Below are 22140 nucleotides of genomic sequence, written 5' to 3' on the forward strand. Positions count from 1 at the left end.
CCCCGTTCCTCCCGCCCCCATTCCCACGCACACCGTCGTCGCCGCGCGGGCCCAGGGAGAACGGCTGTCCGCGCAGCGCTTCCACCTGGTGCTGCTGGACACTGAACGCGCGGGCACCGTGTACCCGCTCGCCACCGAGGACCTGCGCGTCGGCAAGTCCACCGACAACGACGTCGTCATCGACCACCCCACGGTCAGCCGCAACCACCTCGTGGTGCGCCGCCAGGGCGACCGCTTCCTCGTGCAGGACCTGGGCTCCACCAACGGCACCTTCCTCGACGGCGCCCAGGTGCGTGAAGCCTACCTGCGCCCCGGCGCCCTGCTGGAAGTGGGCGACGTGCGCCTGCGCTTCAGCCCGCAGATGGCGCCCGTGCAGGTGGAGCCCACCGTCGAGGACCGGCTGGGCGACCTCGTGGGCCGCAGCGTGCCCATGCGGCAGATCTTCGCGCTGCTCCAGCGCATCGCCCCCACGGACTCCACCGTGCTGCTGGTGGGTGAAACGGGCTCCGGCAAGGGCGCGGGCGCCAAGGCCATCCACAAGTTGAGCCCTCGCGCCGCCGGGCCGCTCGTCGTCTTCGACTGCGCCAGCGTGTCCGACTCCCTCATCGAGTCCGAGCTGTTCGGCCACGAGAAGGGCGCCTTCACCGGCGCGGTGGGCCAGCGCATCGGCTGCTTGGAGCGCGCCCACGGCGGCACCCTCTTCCTGGACGAAATCGACGACCTCGCCCTGGACCTGCAACCCAAGCTCCTGCGCGCCATCGAGGACCGTGAGTTCCGCCGCCTGGGCTCCTCGACGCCCATCTCCTTCGACGCGCGCATCGTCGTGGCCAGCAAGAAGGACCTGTGGGCGGAGACGCAGGCGGGCCGCTTCCGCGAGGACCTCTACTTCCGCCTGTCTGTCTTCACCTTCAGCCTGCCGCCCTTGCGCGACCGCAAGGAGGACATCCCGCTGCTCGTGGAGGCCTTCGCGGGTGAAGGGCTCTGGCCCCGGCTGCCAGAGAAGATCCAGGAGCAGTTCCTGGGTCACACCTGGCCGGGAAACGTGCGCGAGCTGCGCAACGCCCTGGAGCGCGCCCGGCACATGGTGGACATCCCGGGCCTCACCGGGGACAACCTCCTGCGCGAGTTCACCCGCGACGTGCCCACGCCCGCCGGGGACTTCCTGCCGGTGGGGTTCACCGGGCCGTTCAAGGTGTGCAAGGACGAGCTGGTGCGCGCCTTCGAGCGCGAGTACCTCACGCGCCTCCTGGGCCGTGCCCGCGGCAACATCGCCCGCGCCGCCCGCGAGGCGGAGCTGGACCGCAAGCACCTCTATTCCCTCCTGCACAAGTACGGGCTCGTTCAGAGCGAGGCGGACTGAGCCTTCGTGGCATGGTGGCGACCGCTTCCCCTCGGTCCCCCATTCCCCCAGGAGGGCTTCATGAAGATGCGTCCGTCCCGCTGGCTCGGCGTGCTGTGCGCGGGTGTCCTGATGATGCATGCGACGGGCTGTTTCGGCTCGTTCAAGCTCACGACGAAGATCTGGCAGTTCAACAAGGGCATCTCCGGAAACAAGTTCGTCCAGTGGCTGGTGTTCCTCGTCTTCGTCGTGGTGCCCGTCTATGAAATCGGCACGCTGGTGGACGCCATCGTCGTCAACAGCATCGAGTTCTGGACCGGCAGCAACCCGGTGAGCAGCGTGGAAGGGGAAGACTCCAACACGCGCATCGTGAAGCTCAGCCCCACCGACACGCTGAAGCTGTCCCGCGACGCGGAGTCCGGCGTCATGCGTCTGGAATTGCAGCGCGAAGGCCAGCAGCCGACGGTGCGCTACTTCGAGCCGCTGGAGGACGGAATGGTCGCGCGCGACGAGGCGGGCGCCCTGCTCATCCGCGCGCAGGGCCAGGAGGACGGCGCCGTGAAGGTGACGGACGCTGCCGGCACCACCGTGACCGTGCACGCACGGGACGCCGTGGACACCGCGCGCCAGCTCTTCCTGGACGGCGGCGCGCCGGCGCTCGCGCGGTTCGCCACGCACCAGGGACAGCTCTCCCAGGGCATGGCCGCGCTCGACACCTGCACGCCGTGAGACAGGACGTCAGGGCTTCCGGTTTGAAGTCACCGGAAGCCCTGGGGTTGAATCAGGGCGCGGGCTCCTCGCCCACCACGTCGCCCAGGTCCGGGCCAAAGCCCGCGTCGAGCGCCAGGGAGTTGAACGTCCCCTCCATGCTGCGCCCCGCGCCATAGCCGTCGCCCTTCTTGAACGACAGGGAGAAGTCACCGCGCGTGGCCTCGCCCACGTTGCCGCCTTCGTCCAGCACCAGGTCGCCCCGCTCCACCTGGGTGAAGGCGCGCGCGGGCTCGCCCGCGGCCACGTGCACCACCGACGCGCGGTCGCGGCCGGACGGCGTGGTGCCGCCGAGCTGCACCTTCGTGCCCGGCTTCAGGTCCACGCCTTCCGTGTCCACCGTGAGCCGCGCGACCAGGTCCACGTCCAGGCCGTTGTTGCGGAAGTAGCTCACCTGGAGCGCCTCCGGGTTGCGGCGGATCTCCACCCTCGACACGTCGGTGACGGGGAACAGCTCCGACACGCTGCCGGACAGTTCATTGTCTCCCCGGCACGCGACGGCGCCCGCGCCGCTCAAGAGCCCCGCGAGCCCCAGCGCCATCACGGCGCGTCCCGCGAGGCTCACCGCTCCACCGCCAGCGTCAGGGCCTGCGTGCCACCCGCGCGGTAGAGCACCACGCGCTGGCCCGTGGACAGGAACGCCAGCTTCGGAGACCAGCCGCCCGCCGTGTCCACCGTCACCTCGCGCCACTGGTCCTCCACGCGCGTGGCGATGACGAGCGCGTCATCCGACGGCGAGCAGCTGCCCTCGTTGCGCCCGGACTCCAGCGAGCAGATGTGGAACGCGATGGACGGGTCGTGCGTCGCCGGGTCGAACGCCAGCGACGGATACCAGCCGCCAGAGCCCGTCTGGTACACGGGGTCCGGCGTCGTCCAGTCCCGCGCCGCCGCGCACTTCGTCGCCGCCTTGCCGTCGCAGGTGATGAGCGTGAGCTGGCTGGTGAAGCGGTCCACCGCCGCGATGCCGAAGCCCGCCACCGGGTCATACGCCAGGGAGGCGCCCAGCATCGTTCCGCCCACCGCCTGCACCTGCACCGCCGGCGTCCACGTGGTGCCGTCCGTGTTGCGGCGCTGGAAGAACACGTTCTGCCCCGGCGCGTCCGCTGCGCCCAGTGCCGAGTCGAACACCAGCGCCGGCTGGCCGTCCGCCATCAGCATCTGGATGCGCCCGCCATATCCGCCCTTCACGTCACCACCGGCGGCCACCACCCGGTGCTGCCAGGCCGTGGGTCCGCCGCTGGCCAGCTCCACGTCGCTGCCCGCCCAGTCCTGCTGCGGAGACTGCCCGTTGTGCACGTCGCGGTAGACGACCAGGGCATCGTTGCCGCTGAAGACCATCGCGGGATTGATGCCCACGAGGTAGCCCGTGTCGCTCACCGGGTTGCCCGCGATGGCCTCGTCGCCCCGCTTCACCGCGACGCGCTCCGTCCAGGTGCCGTTCGCGTTGCGGAAGGACACCGCCAGGTCGCTCTGGAGCCAGAAGACGGAGTCGTCACTGCCACCGCCCAGGTAGCTCACCGCGGGCTGCCCGGCGGGATTGAACGCCAGCGTCACGCCGTACACGCGCTGCACGGTGGCGATCTTCTCCGCCGTCGCCTGCACCTGGCCGTCCTTCACCTCGCGGTAGCGAAGCTCGGAGTCCTTGTCGTTCACCTTCACGTAGTACGCGATGCCGATGCGGTCGTCCGGGCCCACCGCCATCGCGATGTTGGAGATGGCGAGCTGCTCGCTCGCCTCCGTGTCCACCGTCAGCCGCACGAAGGGCGTCTCCGTTCCGCCATCGTTCTGCGGATTCGTGCCCGCGTCCGGGTTGGCCGGCTTGCCGCCGCCACATCCCAGCGCGAGCGCCGCTCCCAGTAACCACGCGTGCCGTTTCATGCGGTTCTTCTCCTTGGTTCAGTCGGCCCAGTTGAGTGCGCCATCCTATGCCAGCCGCGCGCGTTGTCCGTCACGCCTTGGGGTGCGGTCCCGTGTCACGCACGCGGTGGGCGGCCAACCGACCCCGGCCCCATCACAGGTGCCGTGAAGCGCGCGCACATGGGTTAGGCTCGCGCCATGGCTCGCGCGCGTTCGCTCCCCCCGAAGCTGTCCCGGCGCACCTTCATCCAGCGGCTCACCTTCTTCGGCGGTGGCGTGGTGCTGCTGGGCGCCGCTGCGTGTAAACGTTCGAAGGAGGCGGAAGCGCCCAAGCCCGCGGAGCCCACCGGCACCACCACCGCCGGTCAGGCCCTGCGCACCTTCTCCGCCTTCGAGTACGCCGTCGTCGCCGCGGCCACGGAGCGGCTCCTGCCCCGGGACGAGGACCCCGGCGCCCAGGACGCGGACGTGGCGCTCTACATCGACCGCATCCTGGAGACGCAGGGGCTGGAGGCCATGCACCGCGACTTCCTCCAGGGCCTGTCCGCGCTGGAGCGCCGCGCGCAGCGCATGTTCCAGAAGGGCTTCGCGCAGGCCACGCCCGCCCAGCAGGACGAGCTGCTCGCCATCTTCAAGGACAGCCCGGCCGGCAGCGGCGAGGCCCACTTCTTCGAGCTCCTGATGACGCTCAGCCTGGAGGGCTTCCTGGGCGACCCGTCCTACGGCGGCAACAAGGGCCGCGTGGGCTGGCGGCTGATGGGCTTCGACACCGTGGGCACCCTCGCCATGGCGCCCCCCGAGGGCTACGACGGGCCCAAGTGCCTGCGCGAGTGCGGAGGCCACCACCCGTGAGCCTGCCTTCCGTGGATGTGTGCATCGTGGGCAGCGGCGCGGGTGGAGCGCCGCTCGCGCTGGAGCTGGGACGCGCGGGCTTCAAGGTCGTGGTGCTGGAGAAGGGCCGCCACTACCAGCCCAAGGACTTCGTCCACGACGAGATCCTCAACAGCCGCCGCAACTTCTTCATGCCGCTGCCGTGGGAGGAGCCGCACCTGGTGCGCCAGGGGCCCAAGGCCCGCTACGAGCGCAGCAACGCCGCCTGGACCGCCAACTGCGTGGGCGGCGGCACCGTGCACATGAGCGGCTTCTTCTACCGGCTCAAGCCGGTGGACTTCCGCCTGCGCTCCACGCTGGGCGCCGTGCCCGGCACCACCGTGGCGGACTGGCCCATCTCCTACGAGGAGCTGGCGCCCTTCTACGACAAGGCGGAAGCCGAGCTGGGCGTGTCCGGCCAGGCCACCCCCCACCCCTTCGCGGAGCCCCGGAGCGGCCCCTACCCGCTGCCGCCCCTGGACACGCACCCGGTCGCCTCTGAAATCGACAAGGTGTGCTCGGCCATGGGCTGGCACGCGCTGCCCACCGCGCGCGGCATCATCAGCAAGGCCTACAAGGGCCGCGCGCCCTGCGCGTACTGCGCGCTGTGCGGCAGCTACGGCTGTGAGACAGGGGCCAAGAGCAGCACGCTCGCGAGCCTCATCCCCAACGCCATCGCCACCGGCAACGTGGAGGTGCGCCCGGGCAGCATGGCGCGCTCCATCGAGGTGGACCGGCAGGGCCGCGCGAAGAGCGTGGTGTACCTGGACAAGGACGGCGTCACGCAGGAGCAGCCCGCGAAGGTCATCATCGCCTCCGCCACCGCGGTGGAGAGCGCGCGCCTGCTGCTCAACTCCACCTCCAGCCGCTTCCCCAACGGGCTCGCCAACGGCAGCGGGCTGGTGGGCAAGAACCTGCTCTTCAGCTCCTTCGGCGGCTCGCGGGCGCACTTCCGCGTGTCGAAGCAGAAGGCCGCGCGGCCGTGGCTCACGGACCCGGCGCCCTTCGTGAACCGCAGCCTCCAGGACTTCTACCTGATGCCGGACGCGCGCCACGGCTTCCGCAAGGGCGGCACGCTGGGCTTCATGTGGGCGCACCCCAACCCCATCTACGCGGCGGTGGGCCTGGCGGGCAGCGGCAAGTCGGGCGTGTTCGGCAAGGAGCTGAAGGACCGCATGCGCGCGTACCGCGACTCGCGCATCCTCGAGTTCGAGGTCTACGCGGAGTTCCTCCCCACGCCCGGCACCTCCGTCACGGTGGAGCCCGGGGTGAAGGACAAGTACGGCATCCCCGTGGCCGCCATCACCCTGGACCGGCACCCGGCGGACTTCGCCGCCACGCGCTTCCTCGTCGAGCGCGGCGAAGAAGTGCTGATGCGCCTGGACCCGGACCGCGTGGAGCGCGTGGGCACGCAGGGCGAAACCACCATCCTCCAGCACGGCACCTGCCGCTTCGGCGACGACGCGGCGGCCTCCGTGCTGGACAAGCACTGCCGCGCGCATGAAGTGCCCAACCTCTATGTCGTGGACGGCAGCTTCATGCCGTCGGGCGGCAGCGTGCCCTCCACGCTCACCATCGCGGCCAACAGCTTCCGCGTCGCGGACCACCTGGTACGCACGCTCAAGGGCTGAGGCGTCACGCCGCGCGCACTACTGGATGCGCAGCGGCGTCACTTCCACCTTCACCACGTAGCGCGCCTGCATGTCGGAGTCGAACTCCACCAGGTGGTCACCCACGCCGGTGACGTCCGCCTGCTGGGTGAACACGCCGAACTTCTCCATCTGGTCCAGCGCCGCACGCCCCGTGGACGCCTTGCGCTGCCGCGCACGGCAGCCCTCCTCGTGCACGGTGATGGCCGTCTCCTCTCCGGCGGCCGTCACCTCCTCCAGGTAGAAGCTCACCTTGATGGTGGACGCCTCCGGCACGCGCACCAGCACCTGCCCGCGGCCGGGGAAGCGGCCTTCGGAGTAGCTCTCCGGCCCCAGGATGCAGCCCGCGTACTCACTGCACACGGGCCAGGACGCCTTGCAGACATCCAGCACGCGCGGGCCGATGAAGTCATCCCGCGAGCCGCCGCACGCGAGCAGCATCAATCCCATCACCGCGCCCGCCAGTCGCGAGGCACTCCGTGTTACAACACCAGACATTCTTCTGAACCTCACCGAGGAGTGGATGTCCATGCGCCTGCGCAACCTGTGGCTGCCTCTCACCATCATCGCCCTGGCGGGCTGCGGAGACGAAACCGAGGACCTGCCGAACACGCCGCAGCTGCTCATCGACCGTACGGAGCTGAGCTTCGACACGGAGTTCTCCGCTGGGACCTACGTGGGAGCGACGACCTTCAACACGCTCTACATCGAGAACCGCGGCCTCCAGACGCTGGAGCTCAACGAGGCCTCCATCTCCGGTCCCAACGTCTTCACCATGAAGAAGCCGGAGGACTGGCCGGAGAACGGCCCCCTGAAGCTGGAGACCTACCAGCGCACCTTCATCGAGGTCGCCTTCAAGCCCAACGCCGCCAAGGAGTTCACCGGCACGCTCACCCTCAAGTCCAACGCCGCCAACGGTGACACGCGGGAGCTGGCACTCAAGGGCAAGGGCGTCGCGCCGTAGTCCCCGCGGTGAAGGCGGCGGAGGCGTGAAGCCCCGCCGCCCGCCCGGCGCTACTGCCGGGTGAACTGGCAACCGCCCACCCACGTGCCACCGTCCTGCGTGGGCGCCGGGCACGACGTGGGCGAGCCACCATCCGCCGCCGTGAAGCTGCGCGGGTAGTCGCCGTAGCCGGTGCGCAGCGTGTAGCCCACGGGGGTGTAGTCCGTGCGCTCGGTGGCGCTCACCGCCACCTTGAGCGTGCCGCCCTTGATGAAGCGCCGCTCCAGGCAGGAGCACGCGTAGGGCGCCACCGTGACGCGCGTGGTGCTGGCCGTCTTCTCCAGCTGGTACAGCGCCTGGTAGCTGCTGAGCGGCGCGCTCGTGGTGGTGTGCCACGCGCGCATCGCCGTCGGGTTGTAGGCCAGCGTCAGCGCGCCACCCGTGCTGGTGGTCGTCACCGGCGTGCACGGGCCCGTGCCGCCGTCCGTGCTGGTGCCGTCGCAGAAGGTCAAATCCAGCGCCAGCCCGTGCGGCACGCCGCCGTCGGGCAGGTTGTCCACGTCCCACTGCACCAGCCACGCCGCGTCCTCCGGCGCGCTCAAGGAGGGGAGCTGGTACTGGAAGGTGTCCGTGTCGGAGGCCACCGCGTCGTAGTCCGTGGGGCCGCGCACGCCCAGGCCCGTGGCACGGTCGTTGCCGCGCAGCCGGCCGTGGCCGTACGTCAGCTGGCCCTTCGCCTCGAAGGTGGCGTTGCCCACCGGCAGGTTGCCCGCGCCCACGTCGCCGAGCGTCTTCGCGCGCGCCTGCTCCACGCCCCCGCTGTAGGCCCCGTCCTCCTCCGCGTCCAGCGCGTCCCAGGACACCTCCAGCCGGTAGTCGCGGTCATCCGCCCAGTTGTTGCCGTCGTCCTGCACCACGAAATGGTACGTCAACACCCCGGCGTGCGCGGGCACCGGCAGCACGCCCTGGAAGTTGCTCAGGCCGGGGAAGCGCGCCGGGTCGCTCTCCTCGCGCAGGGACTGGAGGCACAGCACGGCCTCCGCGTTGTTGCAGTAGGTCTGCACCAGCCCCGGCGCGTCGGGGTGCTCACGCGTGTCGCGCGGGCACACGGCCGCGTCGCTGGTGCAGGTGGCGCGCTGCTCCGCGGTGACGGCCGTGCTGACGGTGGTGAACACCAGCACCTGCCGGTCCGCCAGCTGGCCCAGCGGCAGGGGCAGCGGGTCGAAGCGCGTGGTGGTGGGCAGCTCCACCAGCTTGTAGCGCAGCGTGCTGGGCTTCGCGTACGCGGGCAGCCCCAGCGCGAACCAGTCGCGGTCGGACACGTAGCCCAGCCGGCCTTCGAAGGTCGTGGACGTGCCCGGCGAGCCCACGAGGCTGCGCGAGTACGCGCGGGCGTAGGCGTCGTTGTCTCCGGACTGGTCGCGCGGGTCCGCCTCGTCCACCACGCGCACCTCCACCTCGTAGGGCTGGCGCAGGTCGCCCGCGGGCACGGGCTCGTTGTTGCCCCGGTAGCCCTTCACCACCAGCACCCAGGTGCCCGCCAGCTTCACCTTGCGCGCGGTGGCCAGCACGCCCGGGTGCACCTTGGGCAGCACGTTGCCCTCCGACTCCTTGTCGGTGCTGTTGGGGCGCAGCAGCTCGTAGGACAGGCGGTAGTTGGGCGCGAAGCCCTGGTCCGGCGCGGCGATGCGCACGTAGGCGATCTTCCCCGCCGTCAGCGGGAAGCTGAAGCGGTCCACGTCGTCGTCCGTGGCCAGGTAGCCCTTCGCGGTGCCCACCTGCACGGCGCCCTGCGCCGCCAGCGCGATGGGCGTGGGCGTGACGTCGTTGGGCTCGTTGGTGTCCGGGTTCTCCAGCAGCTCCACCGTGAGCCGGTAGGGGTTGCGCGCGTCGTAGGCGGGGCGCGCGGGGTTGATGGGCGCGTCGCGCACCACGATGATCAGCTGGGTGTCCGGCGTGCCGTACGGCAGCACGATGTCCACCGGCTTCGGGGCGCCCGAGCCGTGCTGGTCGGACTTCGCCACCAGCGCGGTGCTCTTGTCCTTCTCCTGCACCGTGACGGACAGGTTCACCGGCGTGCTGGACGCCAGGTAGGTGCCGGTGACGTGCACCAGCGTGCGCGCGTTGGCGGAGGCCGGGATGCGGACGCTGTACCAGTCCTCGTCACCGGCCTTCACGTCCCCGGTGAGCGCCAGGAAGCGCTCCACCGGTACGCCCGGCTTCAGCTCGCAGTCCGCGTTCGTCAGGGCCTCCTCGCGGTTGTTGCAGAGGTCCTCCACCACGCCCGTGCCGGCGTCCGGCGTGTCGTCCCCGTCGGAGGAACAGGCGGCCAGGAGCAGGAGCGCGAGCGGGAGCAGTCGGGTGCGAAGGCGCATGGGGGGCTCGGGGGGCTTCGAATCAGGGGACGGGCGAGAGGGTCGGGGCGACGCCAGGGCAGCCGTCCACGAAGTCCTCGGGGTTCACGCGGACGACGCCATCCGGAGGCGACTTGATGCCGCCCACCGGGTAGCGCACGGAGTCCACGCGGAAGGTGCGCACCAGCGTGCGCGCGGTCGGGTCATCCGCGGGCAGCATGGACACGGAGAGGTAGATGTCGTTGTAGCCCGCGCCGCGCTGCACGGTGCCGGCGTCCACGCCCCCGTCCACGCCGCCGTCGGCGATCATCGCGATGGTGGGCGCGAGCAGCACGTTGTCCACGCGGAAGCGGTAGCACTGGCGGCCCTGCTCATCCACCGTGCCGTCCGCCTCCATGCTGTAGCGGTACGCGTCCGAGGCCAGGTTGGCGGTGTCCACCTGGAGGGGCCGCATGTGCATGCGCGCCTCGCTGCGGTTGGTGAGGCCGTCCGTGTCCGGGTCCTCGTCCAGGTCCTTGCTGGAGCCCTGGGTGCCGCCCCGCCACTCCATGCCGTCCGGCACGCCGTCGCCGTCGCTGTCCTGGAGCGTGGCGTTGGTGCCGATGAACTGCTCGTCGCAGTCCAGCAGGCCGTCGCAGTCGGTGTCCACGCCGCGCAGCGCGGGCGGGCAGCCCTTGTCCAGGCCGCCGCCGTCCGGCTGCACTTCCTGCGTGGGGTCGAACTGCACGCCGCGGTCGCGGAAGTACACCTCCACGCCGTCGCTGAAGCCGTCGGTGTCGGTGTCGCGCAGGTTGGGGTTCGTGCCCAGCTCGTACTCGCGCGCGTCCGTGAGGCCGTCGCCGTCGGTGTCCGCTTCATCCAGCGGGCTGCCCGGGGGCGCGGAGAAGTTGGACGCCACGAACTCCTTCACGATGAAGGCGCGGCGCACCTGGCCGAACTGGAAGTTGAGGAAGTTGATGGGCTCGTTGTTGCGGAAGTCGCGGAAGTTGCCGCCGCCCAGCGTGGCCATCTTGTCCAGGCGGTCCGCGTTCTGGTTGATGATGAGCAGCGGGCAGCCGCCGTCGCCGAAGCCGCCGTCCTCCGACACCAGGTCGCACACGGACGGCACCGGCTGCGTGGGGTTGAAGACGTGCACGGTGTTGAAGCGCACGTCCTCCACCAGGTCGCGCAGCTGGCGGATGCGCACCACCGCGTCGCCGCGGATGAGCTCGTCGTCCTGGTTGTTGGTGGGCTTGCCGTCCGACAGGAAGATGACCGAGTAGCGCGCCTGCGCCAGCGCGTCGTTCCCGTTGGGCTGCTGCCGCGCCCGCGCGATGTCCGTGTTGATGAGCGAGTAGATGTCCGACAGCGGCTTGACGAAGTCCGTCGAGTCCCGGTTCGGCGACGTGTCCGTGTTGCGGAACGTGAGCAGCTTCTCCGTGAGGATGGCCTTCGCGGCGGCGTCCAGCAGCGACACCTGCACGAAGCCGTCCTCCGGCGGCGGCCCGGGGTTCTGCGTGAGGAACGCCGTGGTGCTGCCCGCGAAGAGCATCACCGCGATGGAGACCTCGGGGTCCTGCGGGAGGTTCTCGATGAGGTCCACGAGCGCCGTGGCGCGCGTGCCGTCCGGGTCGCTGACGCGCATGGACTGGCTGGCGTCCATGGCGACGATGATCTTGATGGGCCGGATGACCTCATTCGCGCCCAGCGTGCAGAACCGCCCGTCCAGCGCCACGGCCCGGTCCGCGGGCACGTCCGTGTCCCGGCGCGGGTCGTAGAGGTACGAATCCGTACAGGCCACCACCACCGCGAGCCCCACCAGGGTGAGGGCCCAAAGACGTCCCGCGCGGCTCACGGCGATGCGCCTCCCTGCGACGGCGACACGCCGACGCAATTGCCCTGGGCCCGCCAGGGGTCCACCAGTTGATCCGGCCGGCGGAAGTCGCCGTCGTCCATGGCCAGGTCCGGCCCCAGCGGCACGCGCACGCTGGGCGGCGCGTACTGCGCCCACGCGCACGCGGTGCGCCAGACGCCGTAGTCCGTGGCCACGCCGCTCTCCGGCGCCTCCGCGAACCACACCTTGAACAGGTTGTAGCCCTGCTTCACGCCCGAGCGGTCCGGCGGCGTCACCAGCTGGAGGTTGGACACGGTGAAGTCGTAGCAGACGCCGTCCGTGTCGGTGCCACCCGGGACCTTCTTCACCTCGTACTGGATGCCGTACTTGTCGTGGAAGAGCCGGTCGCGCCGGGTGGGGTCGCTGCCGGCCTTCAGCTCCTCGTCATCCGGCACGCCGTCACCGTCGGTGTCCAGGCCGGACACGCTCGACTGGAGCGGGTTGAGGCCGTACTTCGCCTCCACCCCGTCCGGCGCGCCGTCGCCGTCGCTGTCCACGATGCCCTGGCGCGTCTTGAGGTAGTCCTCGGCGAACTGCGACAGCCCGTCGCCGTCCGTGTCCCGGCAGGTACAGCCCGGCGTCAGCGGGGACTTGGGGTCGCAGCCGCGCGCGTCCAGGTCGTTGCCCGCCTTGAAGCCCTGGTCCTGGCGCCGGTACTCGAAGCCGTCGCTCAGGCAGTCCCCGTCGCTGTCGATGGTGAAGGGGTTCGTCTTGAGCGTGAAGCTGTTGTCCAGCGTGTCCGGGATGCCGTCGCCGTCGCTGTCCAGCACGCGGCCGTCATCCCCCGGCGCGGAGCTCAAGGGCTCCACCATCAGCGTCTTCATCACGTTGGGCGACGCGAACGAGGAGTAGTCCAGCGCGCCCAGGCCCAGCTCGGAGATTTCGGCCGTGTTGCTGAACTCCTGGTAGACGCCGTTGCCCATCTCCGCGAAGCGCTTGAGCAGGTAGGAGGCGATCTTCTTCGCCGCGGCCGGGTACTGCGCCTCCGGGACGCCCGGGTAGGTGCCGTAGATGTCCTGGCAGATGGGGCCGCAGGCGCGCACGGCCTCTTCGTTGAAGAGCAGCACCGTGTGCATGCGCACGTCGCCCACGTTGTACTGCGTCTTCAGCTCCATCAGCCGGCGCACGTAGCTGAAGAGCTGGTAGTTCTGGTTGCGGTCCGTGCCCACCTCGAAGCCGGTGATGGCGTCGGTGGTGCTGGTGGCGTTGCAGAAGCTGGAGATGGAGTCGCGCCAGGTGAGGTCCGGCGTGTCCGGCCCCGCGTAGTCAGACAGGTTGTCGTTGGCGGAGCAGCGCGGGTACGGCGTGCCGTCCGTGAGGAACACGACGACGTAGCGCGTGCGCGGCAGCAATTCCGGCGTGGACTGGGACACCGCCTCGATGTCGCTGGCGATGAGGCTGTACGCGTAGCTGAGCGCGCCCTGGTAGTCCGTGCCCTTGCCCAGCTGCGACTGGAGCCCTTCGATGTAGCCGTTGATGTTGCCCGGGGCCTGGAAGCGATCCCCTCCCGCGGGGGGCCAGGTGTTCTTCACGTTCGTTTCGAACGGGGCAATGGCGATGCTGATGTTGCCCTGGCGCGCGTCGTTGATGCGCTTGAAGCCCGACACCAGGGTCTTCAGGGCGCGCACGCGCGCGGGCTCCGTCACGCCCGGCGGGATGATGGCCTGCACCTCCGCGCGCTCGCAGAAGCCGCTGCCCTCCTGAGAACCCGGCGGATCCGACACGCACATGCTGCCGGACTCGTCCACGACCAGCACCACCTTCACCGGGAAGCCGGTGGGGTTCGCCGGACGCGTGCACACCCGGCCGGCGAGCGTCAGCCGGTCATCCAACTGGGACTGCTCCTGGGCGCGCGGCTCCAGGAGCGTGTCGGCACAAGACAGCACACCCAGGGCCAGGAGGCCGGTCGCAAGAAGCGGAACCACGAGCTGACGGCGCATGCGATGCGGACCTCCTGGCATGGGGGACACCCTTCTTACGCCTTCCGACGGCGGCGCAGGAGCAGGCCGAGCACGCCGGCACCCAGGGCCGCGACGCTTCCGCCCGCGGGCAGCGAGGTGCAGCCGCTGCCTTCCGTGTCGTCCTTGCCCACCTTCACGAAGAGGCTGGACACGGAGGCGCGCTCATTGGGGAACACGCGGTCCGCGAAGGCCAGGCGCGTGGACACCTGCAGTTCGTACTCACCCTCCTTGTCCGGCTGGAAGTTGGGCACGCTGCCGTCCACGTACTGGTACTCCCAGTGGCGGCTGTAGGTGACGGCGCCCTTGGGGTTCTCCACCACCGCGGTGGAGCCGGAGGGACGCTTCACCACCGTCCAGGTGTACTCGATGGCCGCGCCGTTGCGGTTGGCGAACAGGGGCGGGCGCACCGCCATGCCCGTCTTCTCCACGCTGATGGTGCCGCCGGTGCCCACGCTGAAGGGCGCCTTCGGATCGAGGCAGTCGTTGGGGTGGTCGCGGTTGAGCACCACGCAGTAGCGCGTGTCGCACGCGTCGCCCAGGCCGTCGCCGTCGTCATCCGCCTGGTCGCGGTTGGCCACCAGCTGGCAGTTGTCCGCGGCGTTGAGGACGGAGTCGTTGTCGATGTCCGCGTCGCACTTGTCGCCAATGCCGTCCGCGTCCGCGTCCTTCTGGTCCGGGTTGGACAGGCCGGGGCAGTTGTCCAGGTTGTCGGACACGTTGTCGCCGTCCGCGTCCACGCGGCACAGGCTCACGTCCGCCGGCAGCTGCTGGTTCTCGTTCGCGACGAGCGGGCAGTTGTCCTCGCCGTCCTTGCGCCCGTCATTGTCGTCGTCGTCGTCGCAGACGTCGCCAATGCCGTCCTTGTCGTTGTCCGCCTGGTTGGCGTTGGGGATGGAGGGGCAGTTGTCCTCGCCGTCCGCCTTGCCGTCGTTGTCGTCATCCGCGTCGCACGCGTCGCCGGTGCCGTCACCGTCGGTGTCCAGCTGCGTGGCGTTGGAGACGGCCGCGCAGTTGTCGCACGAGTCGCCGGCGAGGTCGCCGTCGCCGTCCGTCTGGTCGCGGTTGGACGTGAACGGGCAGTTGTCCTTGTCATCCGCCTTGCCGTCGCCGTCCGCGTCGTCCGTGTACGAAAGCGTCTTGCCGTCGTCCGTGTAGGCCACCCAGACGGAACAGCCGCAGCCGCAACCGCAGCCGCCGCCCTCCTCCTTGGGCCGACCGCACTCGTCTCCGAGGCACTCCGGGTTGTCCGGGTTCTGCTCCTGGGCCTGCACGGTACGGGGGCTCAGCACCAGGAAGGCTCCGAGCGCCAACATGGGGGCAATGCGACCGATAGTCATGGTGACTCCTTTCACAACCCCCAGCCCTAGCAAGAGCCGATCCCGCGTCTGTAGGAGTTTCAGGGTCAGGAACTTCAAGGGGTTGCGGGTCCGGAAGGGATTGCTACAGGATGGGTGTGGGGGGGACACCCCATTCGAACTGTGGGGGGAACCCCACGCCAGCGGGTGGGCTCAGAGGCCCACGATGAAGTCGTCGGAGACGAGGGGAACCATGCCGGCCGGGGTGCGGCCGGTGTCGGGGTCGTACTGGATCTCCTGGATGAAGAGCGAACCCACGCCGGAGCCGCGCGGATCATTGTCCCGGCCCACCTGGAGGTAGAGGTAGACCTCGTTGGTGCCCGCGCGGATGAACCCGCCGGGGATCAACGGGTGGGGGCGCTCCAGGGTGGGGACCAGGGAGACGTTCTCCACGCGGGTGCGGTAGCAGGCGCGGTCGCTGGTGGCGGTGGGCGGCAGCGGGACGACGGAGTAGCCGTAGCCGCGCTCGCGGTGGAAGTCGAGGTCGGCGCTGAGCGGGTCCCCGTGGGCTTCGACCTCCGCCACGTTGGTGACGCCGTCGCGGTCGCTGTCGAGCAGGTCCTCGGCGACCAGCGGGTTCGTCTGCGACAGGGCCTCCACCAGGTCCGGCAGGCCGTCGCCGTCGGTGTCGCCCACGCAGGGGTCGCTGCCGAGCACGCGCTCCTCGCAGTCGTTGAGCCGGTCGCCGTCGGTGTCCTGCACCACGCTGCAGCCGTTGATGACGTCCACGGCGAGCGGATCCAACCCCATGCGCAGCTCGACGCCGTCCATGAGGCCGTCCTGGTCGGTGTCGGGGACGGCGGGGTCCAGGCCCAGGGCGCGCTCGTCGTCGTCGCCCACGCCGTCGCCGTCGCTGTCGGTGAGCATCTGGCCGTTGCGCACCTGGACGTTGCGGTTGAAGGCGAGGAAGCGCTTCAGCTTGAGCCCGTTGTCGAGCGCGCCGTAGTCCAGCCGCGAGAGCGCGTTGGGCAGGCCCGCGAAGTCGGTCTCCACGGGCGCGCTGCCGCCCGCGTTGGCGATGGCGGCCACCTGCAGGCGGGTGACGGCGTCCGGCACGTCGCCACGGACGTAGATGGGCTGCACGCTGACGTCGCCCGCGCCCAGCTGCTCCACCAGGCCCTTGAGCTCTCCCACCACGGCGGTCAGTTCGCACTGGCTGCACGAGGCGTTGCACTGGGCCTGGGCGTCGGGGGACGCGCCGCAGCCGGCGGCCTGGGACAGCGCGGTGCAGCGGCTGTCGATGCCGATGTTGAAGGCCGGGTTGTCGCAGCTCACGTCGGAGCTGCGGATGACGGGCGCGACGACATAGCGCGTGCGCGCGACCTCGCCCTTGCAGGCGGCCTGCATGTCGCCGGACATCAGGCTCTTGGACAGCCGCAGCGCGGAGCGGATGCTGATGGGCCCCTGCTGCTGGTAGCTGGCGTAGCGGGGCAGGATGGACTGGAAGCCCGCCGCGTCCGTGAAGCTGCCTTGCAGGCCGGTGGCCACCGAGTGGAACGCCACCAGCCCGAAGCGCATCTGTGGGCCGGTGAAGCGAGAGGTGAGCGTGGTGAGGCCGTCCACCGCGTAGCCCACCATCTCCGTCTCCACGCCGGTGCCGCCCTGCAGCGCGAAGACGACCTTCACGGGGAACGCGTCGCCGGTGGCCTCGGGGACGCAGAGGTCGCCCTCGAAGTTGGCGCGGTCGCGCGAGCCGCCCGCGCGGTCGTCAATGGAATAGAGCCCCGCGTCGGTGCACGACAGCCACAACGTTGGAATCAGGAGCCAGGCGACCCGGGGGGAGGAACGCATCCGTTGGATTGTAGACCTCAGCCCCCCCATCCGACGCAAGCGACCCGAGGGGCGGATCCGCGCGAAGCCACGTCACCGGCCCGACTTTTCGCGTCCCCGGGGAACAGGTCGCCGCCAGCCAGGCTGGAATGTCCACATCCTGCCTGGAACCAACCCCCAACAGATTCCTGGTCTTACCGGGATGGTTCCGATTCCTGGGAGGGGAAAGACATTGCCCATGCTGTCCAATCCCAAGGAGCAAGACCAAATGAAGACGACGAAGCTGGGCGGGACCGTGGCGATGTTCGTGCTGGCGCTGGGCGCGACGGGTGCGATGGCGCACGGTGGCGAGGCGAAGAGCCACGACCCGCGCATGGCGGTGGCGATGGAGGAGGTCGTGCTGGTGTCGAAGACGGGTCCCCTGGCCGGCGGTTCGGGCGGCTCCAGCGGCTGCGGCTTCGTGAGCAACATCCTGGGCAACGTCGCCGGCAACCTGCTGGGCAACACGACGGGCACCATCCTGGGCATCATCGGCAACGTGTTCGGCGGCGGCGCGAGCGGCAACTGCAACTGAAGCAGGACACCGTCACGACCCCCTGAAGCGATGTAGCGATTCATTCAAGACGTACCCGACGCCGGAGGTCCCACCTCCGGCGTCGGTCCTGGAGCGAGCCCCCATGCGACACACCCTGACTCCCGGGCACGGGTTGTTGACCGGCCTTGCCGCGGTGCACCTGCTGCTGGTGGCCTGTGGCGCGTTGCACGTGCCCTTCCTGCAGCTGACGGACACCGTGAGGCCCTGGGCCCAGGGCTACGTGCACTGGACGGGCGCGAGCAGTGGTTTCAGCTTCTTCGCCCCCGGGGTGAGCCCGGCGGTGCGTGTCTCCTTCGACCTGGAAGGTGCGTCCGGCGAACAGCTGCACGACGACTTCCGGTCCGACAACAGCGCGGTGAACGTGCGCATCCATTCCATGATGTTGCGCTTCGGGCTCCAGGAGAGCCGGGACGCGCTGGCCCGCGCGTGGGCGGCGGCGATGTTCGGCCGGCACCCGGACGCCCGCGCCGTGACGGTGCGCGTGGAGTCGCTCCAGCTGCCGACCATGGAGGCGCACCTGCAGGGGTCGCGGCCCCTCTGGTCGGAGGCCTACCGGGCGGTGTTCGAGCGCCGGCTGCCCGCGTCCGTGTCCACCGGTGAGGTGACGCCATGAGTGCACAGTCCTGGAAGTCCTCCGTGGGTCCGAAGCTGGCGGCGTTCGTCAGCGCGCCGTCCTCCCCGCAGCCGCTGGGCGTGTTCCGCATCGGCGTGGCGGCGCTGCTGCTCATCCAGGCGTGGAGCCTGTCGGAGAGCCTGCCGGAGCTGTTGGGCAACCGGGGCTGGGTGCCCTGGAGCGTCTCCGAGGCGCTGGCGTCCCCGTCGGTGCCCCGGGTGGACGCGGTGGTGGCCGCGCTGGCGCCGCTGGGCATCTCCCAGGCGGCCGGCATCCAGGGCCTGGCGTTCGTCTACGTGGTGGCGCTCGTGGGCCTGCTCCTGGGCCTGCACACGCGGCTGTCGGCGGTGGTGGCGTGGGTCATCCACACGGTGCTGCTCAACAGCATCAGCTTCTTCTCCTACGGCGTGGAGACCTTCGCGCACATCAGCCTGTTCTATTGCGTGGTGATGCCGGTGGGCGCGGCGTTCTCCCTGGACGTGCGGGCGGGACGGCTCTCCGAGGCGCCGTCCCCCCTGGCGACGCTGTCGCTGCGCATGTTGCAGTTGCACCTGTGTCTCATCTACCTGTCCACGGGGCTGGAGAAGCTGCTGGGGCCCGTATGGCGGGACGGGACGGCGCTCTGGGAGGTGCTGATGCAGCCCCAGTACGGCCAGTTCGACTTCGCGTGGCTCGCGGTGGTGCCGTGGATGGTGAAGCTGTCCACGTGGGGCACGCTGGCGGTGGAGGTGGGCTACGCGTTCTGCGTCTGGCCCCGGCGCACGCGGGGGCTCTGGGTGGCGCTGACGGTGGGCATGCACCTGGGCATCGCGGTGATGATGGGGCTGTGGCTGTTCAGCGGGATGATGACGGTGCTCACGTTCGCGGCGTTCGGCTGGCCCCTGGTCGCCGAGGCGATGGTCACGCGGGTCCGGGCCGCGGTGCTGCTCCCGTTCCACTCCAGCTCCGCGCGTTAGGGCGCGGGCTTCGTGGGTGGCGGCTCCCGGGAGGTTCCGCCGGAAGGAGGAGCCCCTGACTCGGGGATTGGGGCCGGGGCGCGCGTCACGCGAAGCCTCGGCTTCGCGATGTTGGCGGCATCCAGTGCGTGGACGGACAGCTCCACGTCGACACATCCCGGTCCGGGCTGCCCGGTCGCGGGCTGGGGAAAGAGCGGGACGGACACATCCCGCCCGTACCACTGGCCAGGCGCCAGGAGGAGGATGTCCTCTTCCCGTCGCGGTGGCGTCCGGACGTCGACGATGAGGAACGGCAGGGGCTGCCCGCTGGCACAGTCCAGGACCCGCTCCACCGCCAGCGTGTGGCTCTCGATGAGGCGCCGGTCCAGACACAGGCTCCCGCTCGCGGCGCCCATCAAGAGGCGTCCTGACACCGTCTGTCCGTCGAAGCCCGCATGCTGGAACTCCACTCGCGCGACTGCCGCTTCATGCGTGGGGCACGCGGCGGCTTGAGCGTCGGCACCGGGCCGCGCGCTGGAGAAGGGGCCACCCTGACATGCACTCAGCCCCATGAGGCCGAGGGTCAGGAGCATCGAGCGTGTCATTCGCACCGGAGATCTCCATCATCGGCGGGGACACCCAAGCCCTGCCGGTGTTTCCAGCCACAGGCATGGGCCAGTTCATGCACCATCGCCTGGGCGCGGCACTCGCGCGAGGAGGGCTCCTCGCACCAGTTCACTTCGCTGACAGGATTCTGGCAGCCCGCATCCGCCGGCCTCCACACGTATCCCAGCGCGGAGACGCCGGTGCCCTTCCGGAGTGCGCACTCCTTCTTCACATCCGCGCCGCAGTTGATCTTCGTGCCACCGCACTGGAGGCTGACGCACTCCCGCAGGCATTCGTCCGTGATGCTCCTCGCAGCGGCACGGCACTCCTCGATGGTCGGGAGCTCACGACATGCGGCGTGCATCGGCGTGCCAGGAGCTTGAGCCGCGGCACACGCCCAGTGCAGGGTGGCGGCGCTGATGAAGAGCGCCGAGGATGGCATCGGGGCATCCGCCAATTCTACTCACAGCGTGAGCAGGTAGGCGAGCAGGTCGTCGCGCTCCCCGGCGGTGAGTTCCCGGGCGCCGCCGTGCTCCGGTCCCGAGGTCTCCAGCAGCATGCGCAGCGGGAAGCGCGTCCCCACCACGAGCCGGTCTCCCTGCACCGCGTAGCCCGCCGTGGCGCTCGTCAGCAGGGGCCACACGTCCCAGGTCCCCACCAGCGAGGGCGGCGCCGCGCCCGTCACCAGGTGCTGCTGCTCCAGCCGCAGCGGCAGCGCGATGGGCGTGCCGACGTCCTGGTACTGGCCTCGCGTCGAGGGGTCCTGGTCCAGCGTGAAGAGGGGCGCGGGGTGGCAGGCCAGGCACCGGGCCTTGCCTTCGAACAGCGCCAGGCCCTTCGCGGGATGGCCGGTCCTGCCGTCCGGCAACGTCACCGTCTCCTGGGGCGCGCCATCCGCGCCCCGGTAGGGGTTGGGCGGCGTCGGCAGGAGCGACGTGTAGAGCGCCAGGGCCTCCACCTCCGACGGCAGCGGATCCGGGTTGTGGTAGCGGTTGCGCCCGCCCACCGTCTCCGCCGTCTCCGCGATGCTGTGCGTGCTCGCGGGCGTGAAGTAGGGCGGCGTGTCCCGGCTGCCCAGGGCCGTCGTCGAGCGGTAGATGCGCATGGGACGCGTCTTCTCGAAGAAGACGCCGCCGGTGTGTCCCTCGATGTGGCACGCGTCGCAGCTCATCCCCGTGCGTCCCACGTCGGAGAAGTAGAGCACCTGGCCCAGCCGGCGTTGGTCGCTCGAGCGCACGTCCACCACCGGCCACTGCCGCACCACGCGCGCCCCGCCCGCCCGCGCCTCGCTCACGTCCACCACCGCCACCGTGCCCGTGAAGCGGTTGAGCACGTAGAGCGTGCGCCCGTCCGGAGACAGCGACAGCGAGCGGGGCCCGGAGTGCAGCTCCAGCCCCGCCCTGCCCTTCGTTCCCAAATCCTCCGCCGGGCGGATCCACGGCGTGCCCTCCGGCGCGGGCACCGGCAGCGTCTGGAGCACCGCTTCGCGCGCCGCCGCGTCGCTCTTCACCAGCGCCTTCGCGTCCAGCACCCGCACCTGCCCCAGGCCCACGTCCGCCGCGTAGAGCAGCCCGGCGCGGTCATCCAGCGCCAGCCCCTCCGTCACGCCCGCGCCGAAGCCGCGGTGCCGCACCACCTCCTGCCGGTTCAGGTCCAGCACCGCGACACCGCTGTTCGCGCTCACCTCCATGCGCTGGGCGTTGGGGCCCACGTTCGGCCCCAGGCTCGACATGAAGAGGCGCTTCAAGCGGTCGCTCGCGACCAGGGCTCGCGGCGCCTTGCCGCCCATCACCTGCGCGGAGAAGACCTCCGTGGGCCCTCCGATGATGGGGACGCCGGGCTTCGGCACCACCGGCGCCAGCTCCCGGCCGTCGTTCTTGTCGAGCAGCACCACCTGCCCCGTCTGGAGGCTGCCCACCATGAGCCACTGCTTCCACAGCACCAGCTCGCGCGGGTTCGGATCCACGGCCGCGCTCCACTGCTCGCGGCCGTCCTCCAGCGCGAGCGCGTGCACCGCGTCGCGGACATGCTCGGCGACGAAGGCCACGCCCTTCCCGGCATCCACCGCCAGGCCCCACACGCCCGCGGGCGAGGGGACGACCCGGGCCTTCCGCTCCGGCGCGTCCAGCGCGTACAGCCACAGCCCCCCTCCCCACTGGTGGGCCACGCCCAGCCAGGGATGCCCGCTGGCGTCCTTCCACGTCGCGAGCGCCGACGGCCCGTCCCCCACCGCCATCGCCTCCACACGCCCGGACGCCACGTCCAGCGCGAACACCGTGTCCGTGGGCGGCGACGCGACGAAGAGCGTGCGCCCGTCCGGGGACAGCGCCATCGCCATCAGGTCCGGGAAGGCCGCGTCATTGACCACCGTGAGCCGCGCGGTGCCCGTGGGCCGGGGCCCGTCGCTCGCGGCGAGCGACAACTGCACGTCCGCCTGGAACGTGCCCACGGGGAGCGTGAGGTCCGCGGGAAGCCTCGCGTAGGCATGGCTCGCGTCCGCCACCGTGAGCGGTACCTCCCGCGACAGGGGCGCGCCGAGCACCAGCCGCAGGCCCGGCACCAGGTTCTCGCCGTAGAGGGAGAGCGGCTGCGAGGTCTGGTTGCTGGTCAGCTTCGGGCCCACGGCCCGGAGGATGGGACGCGGTCCCGAGG

19 protein-coding genes are annotated in these 22140 nt (G+C 70.5%); 8 read left to right on the top strand and 11 right to left on the bottom strand.

What is annotated here, in order from left to right; genetic code table 11:
• Together D7X32_RS32470 and D7X32_RS32475 are read left to right on the top strand one after the other, a co-directional pair.
• A partial coding sequence (locus tag D7X32_RS32470) for a sigma 54-interacting transcriptional regulator (protein ID WP_244239305.1) occupies positions 1-1360 on the top strand: 1360 nt, incomplete at its 5' end.
• Positions 1361-1420: 60 nt separating this feature from the next.
• Positions 1421-2068, top strand: a complete 648-nt coding sequence (locus D7X32_RS32475; protein ID WP_120606449.1) for a DUF3332 domain-containing protein — start codon at positions 1421-1423, stop codon at positions 2066-2068.
• 52 nt (positions 2069-2120) lie between these two features.
• Here the strand turns inward: D7X32_RS32475 and D7X32_RS32480 are convergent, their stop codons facing one another.
• Positions 2121-2672, bottom strand: coding sequence for a hypothetical protein (locus tag D7X32_RS32480; protein ID WP_120606450.1), 552 nt, complete (start codon positions 2670-2672; stop codon positions 2121-2123).
• Positions 2669-3985 (bottom strand): hypothetical protein, encoded by a 1317-nt coding sequence (locus tag D7X32_RS32485; protein WP_120606451.1) that lies wholly within the window; start codon positions 3983-3985, stop codon positions 2669-2671. The genes D7X32_RS32480 and D7X32_RS32485 overlap by 4 nt, the downstream gene beginning before the upstream one ends.
• Positions 3986-4162: 177 nt before the next feature.
• Between D7X32_RS32485 and D7X32_RS32490 the strand changes: the two genes are divergently transcribed.
• Entirely contained in the window at positions 4163-4816 is a 654-nt protein-coding gene (locus D7X32_RS32490) for a gluconate 2-dehydrogenase subunit 3 family protein (protein ID WP_120606452.1), read from the top strand.
• Positions 4813-6465 (top strand): GMC family oxidoreductase, encoded by a 1653-nt coding sequence (locus D7X32_RS32495; RefSeq protein ID WP_120606453.1) that lies wholly within the window; start codon positions 4813-4815, stop codon positions 6463-6465. The genes D7X32_RS32490 and D7X32_RS32495 overlap by 4 nt, the downstream gene beginning before the upstream one ends.
• A gap of 18 nt (positions 6466-6483) precedes the next feature.
• On the opposite strand, the gene D7X32_RS32500 is transcribed toward D7X32_RS32495, so the two are convergent.
• Positions 6484-6981: a hypothetical protein gene (locus tag D7X32_RS32500; RefSeq protein ID WP_244239306.1), complete on the bottom strand. Its 498-nt coding sequence runs from the start codon at positions 6979-6981 to the stop codon at positions 6484-6486.
• A 31-nt stretch (positions 6982-7012) separates the two neighbouring features.
• Between D7X32_RS32500 and D7X32_RS32505 the strand changes: the two genes are divergently transcribed.
• Complete coding sequence (locus tag D7X32_RS32505; RefSeq protein ID WP_208752607.1) at positions 7013-7447, top strand: hypothetical protein; 435 nt, start codon at positions 7013-7015, stop codon at positions 7445-7447.
• A gap of 50 nt (positions 7448-7497) precedes the next feature.
• Here D7X32_RS32505 and D7X32_RS32510 read toward each other — a convergent pair whose 3' ends face one another.
• The 5 genes from D7X32_RS32510 to D7X32_RS32530 all read right to left on the bottom strand — a co-directional run bounded on the left by D7X32_RS32510 (position 7498) and on the right by D7X32_RS32530 (position 16760).
• Complete coding sequence (locus tag D7X32_RS32510) at positions 7498-9801, bottom strand: hypothetical protein (protein ID WP_120606456.1); 2304 nt, start codon at positions 9799-9801, stop codon at positions 7498-7500.
• Positions 9802-9823: 22 nt separating this feature from the next.
• Positions 9824-11614 carry a vWA domain-containing protein gene (locus D7X32_RS32515; RefSeq protein WP_120606457.1) on the bottom strand — a complete coding sequence of 597 codons (1791 nt, stop codon included), beginning with the start codon at positions 11612-11614 and terminating at the stop codon, positions 9824-9826.
• Entirely contained in the window at positions 11611-13593 is a 1983-nt protein-coding gene (mtsD, locus tag D7X32_RS32520; RefSeq protein ID WP_120606458.1) for a cell-cell cohesion protein MtsD, read from the bottom strand. Before mtsD ends, D7X32_RS32515 begins: the two co-directional genes overlap by 4 nt.
• A gap of 35 nt (positions 13594-13628) precedes the next feature.
• Positions 13629-14951 (bottom strand): cell-cell cohesion MYXO-CTERM protein MtsC, encoded by a 1323-nt coding sequence (mtsC, locus tag D7X32_RS32525; protein ID WP_120606459.1) that lies wholly within the window; start codon positions 14949-14951, stop codon positions 13629-13631.
• 171 nt (positions 14952-15122) lie between these two features.
• Entirely contained in the window at positions 15123-16760 is a 1638-nt protein-coding gene (locus D7X32_RS32530; protein ID WP_120606460.1) for a calcium-binding protein, read from the bottom strand.
• 247 nt (positions 16761-17007) lie between these two features.
• Here D7X32_RS32530 and D7X32_RS32535 point away from each other — a divergent pair, with 247 nt between their 5' ends.
• The 3 genes from D7X32_RS32535 (at position 17008) to D7X32_RS32545 (ending at position 18903) form a co-directional block, all read left to right on the top strand.
• Positions 17008-17313, top strand: a complete 306-nt coding sequence (locus D7X32_RS32535; RefSeq protein WP_147450351.1) for a hypothetical protein — start codon at positions 17008-17010, stop codon at positions 17311-17313.
• Between the two features lie 103 nt (positions 17314-17416).
• On the top strand, positions 17417-17947 hold the full coding sequence (locus tag D7X32_RS32540; RefSeq protein WP_147450352.1) for a hypothetical protein: 531 nt from the start codon (positions 17417-17419) through the stop codon (positions 17945-17947).
• Positions 17944-18903 carry an HTTM domain-containing protein gene (locus tag D7X32_RS32545; protein WP_120606463.1) on the top strand — a complete coding sequence of 320 codons (960 nt, stop codon included), beginning with the start codon at positions 17944-17946 and terminating at the stop codon, positions 18901-18903. Before D7X32_RS32540 ends, D7X32_RS32545 begins: the two co-directional genes overlap by 4 nt.
• Here the strand turns inward: D7X32_RS32545 and D7X32_RS32550 are convergent.
• From D7X32_RS32550 to D7X32_RS32560, 3 genes are all read right to left on the bottom strand, one after another.
• Entirely contained in the window at positions 18900-19475 is a 576-nt protein-coding gene (locus D7X32_RS32550; RefSeq protein WP_120606464.1) for a hypothetical protein, read from the bottom strand. The genes D7X32_RS32545 and D7X32_RS32550 overlap by 4 nt on opposite strands.
• A gap of 8 nt (positions 19476-19483) precedes the next feature.
• Positions 19484-19930 carry a hypothetical protein gene (locus tag D7X32_RS32555; protein WP_147450353.1) on the bottom strand — a complete coding sequence of 149 codons (447 nt, stop codon included), beginning with the start codon at positions 19928-19930 and terminating at the stop codon, positions 19484-19486.
• A 21-nt stretch (positions 19931-19951) separates the two neighbouring features.
• Positions 19952-22140 (bottom strand): MtsA protein (locus D7X32_RS32560; RefSeq protein WP_120606467.1); only part of this gene is annotated, 2189 nt, incomplete at its 5' end.

Origin of the sequence: Corallococcus carmarthensis, assembly GCF_003611695.1 — a bacterium.
In the GTDB taxonomy this organism is placed as follows: Bacteria; Myxococcota; Myxococcia; order Myxococcales; family Myxococcaceae; genus Corallococcus; species Corallococcus carmarthensis.

Bases quoted from the DNA above. Each gene is read 5' to 3' on its own strand.
- D7X32_RS32475 (WP_120606449.1), top strand. From the start codon at position 1,421: ATGAAGATGCGTCCGTCCCGCTGGCTCGGCGTGCTGTGCGCGGGTGTC.
- D7X32_RS32485 (WP_120606451.1), bottom strand. From the start codon at position 3,985: ATGAAACGGCACGCGTGGTTACTGGGAGCGGCGCTCGCGCTGGGATGT.
- D7X32_RS32490 (WP_120606452.1), top strand. From the start codon at position 4,163: ATGGCTCGCGCGCGTTCGCTCCCCCCGAAGCTGTCCCGGCGCACCTTC.
- D7X32_RS32500 (WP_244239306.1), bottom strand. From the start codon at position 6,981: ATGTCTGGTGTTGTAACACGGAGTGCCTCGCGACTGGCGGGCGCGGTG.
- D7X32_RS32505 (WP_208752607.1), top strand. From the start codon at position 7,013: ATGCGCCTGCGCAACCTGTGGCTGCCTCTCACCATCATCGCCCTGGCG.
- D7X32_RS32510 (WP_120606456.1), bottom strand. From the start codon at position 9,801: ATGCGCCTTCGCACCCGACTGCTCCCGCTCGCGCTCCTGCTCCTGGCC.
- mtsD (WP_120606458.1), bottom strand. From the start codon at position 13,593: ATGCGCCGTCAGCTCGTGGTTCCGCTTCTTGCGACCGGCCTCCTGGCC.
- mtsC (WP_120606459.1), bottom strand. From the start codon at position 14,951: ATGACTATCGGTCGCATTGCCCCCATGTTGGCGCTCGGAGCCTTCCTG.
- D7X32_RS32530 (WP_120606460.1), bottom strand. From the start codon at position 16,760: ATGCGTTCCTCCCCCCGGGTCGCCTGGCTCCTGATTCCAACGTTGTGG.
- D7X32_RS32535 (WP_147450351.1), top strand. From the start codon at position 17,008: ATGAAGACGACGAAGCTGGGCGGGACCGTGGCGATGTTCGTGCTGGCG.
- D7X32_RS32540 (WP_147450352.1), top strand. From the start codon at position 17,417: ATGCGACACACCCTGACTCCCGGGCACGGGTTGTTGACCGGCCTTGCC.
- D7X32_RS32545 (WP_120606463.1), top strand. From the start codon at position 17,944: ATGAGTGCACAGTCCTGGAAGTCCTCCGTGGGTCCGAAGCTGGCGGCG.
- D7X32_RS32550 (WP_120606464.1), bottom strand. From the start codon at position 19,475: ATGCTCCTGACCCTCGGCCTCATGGGGCTGAGTGCATGTCAGGGTGGC.
- D7X32_RS32555 (WP_147450353.1), bottom strand. From the start codon at position 19,930: ATGCCATCCTCGGCGCTCTTCATCAGCGCCGCCACCCTGCACTGGGCG.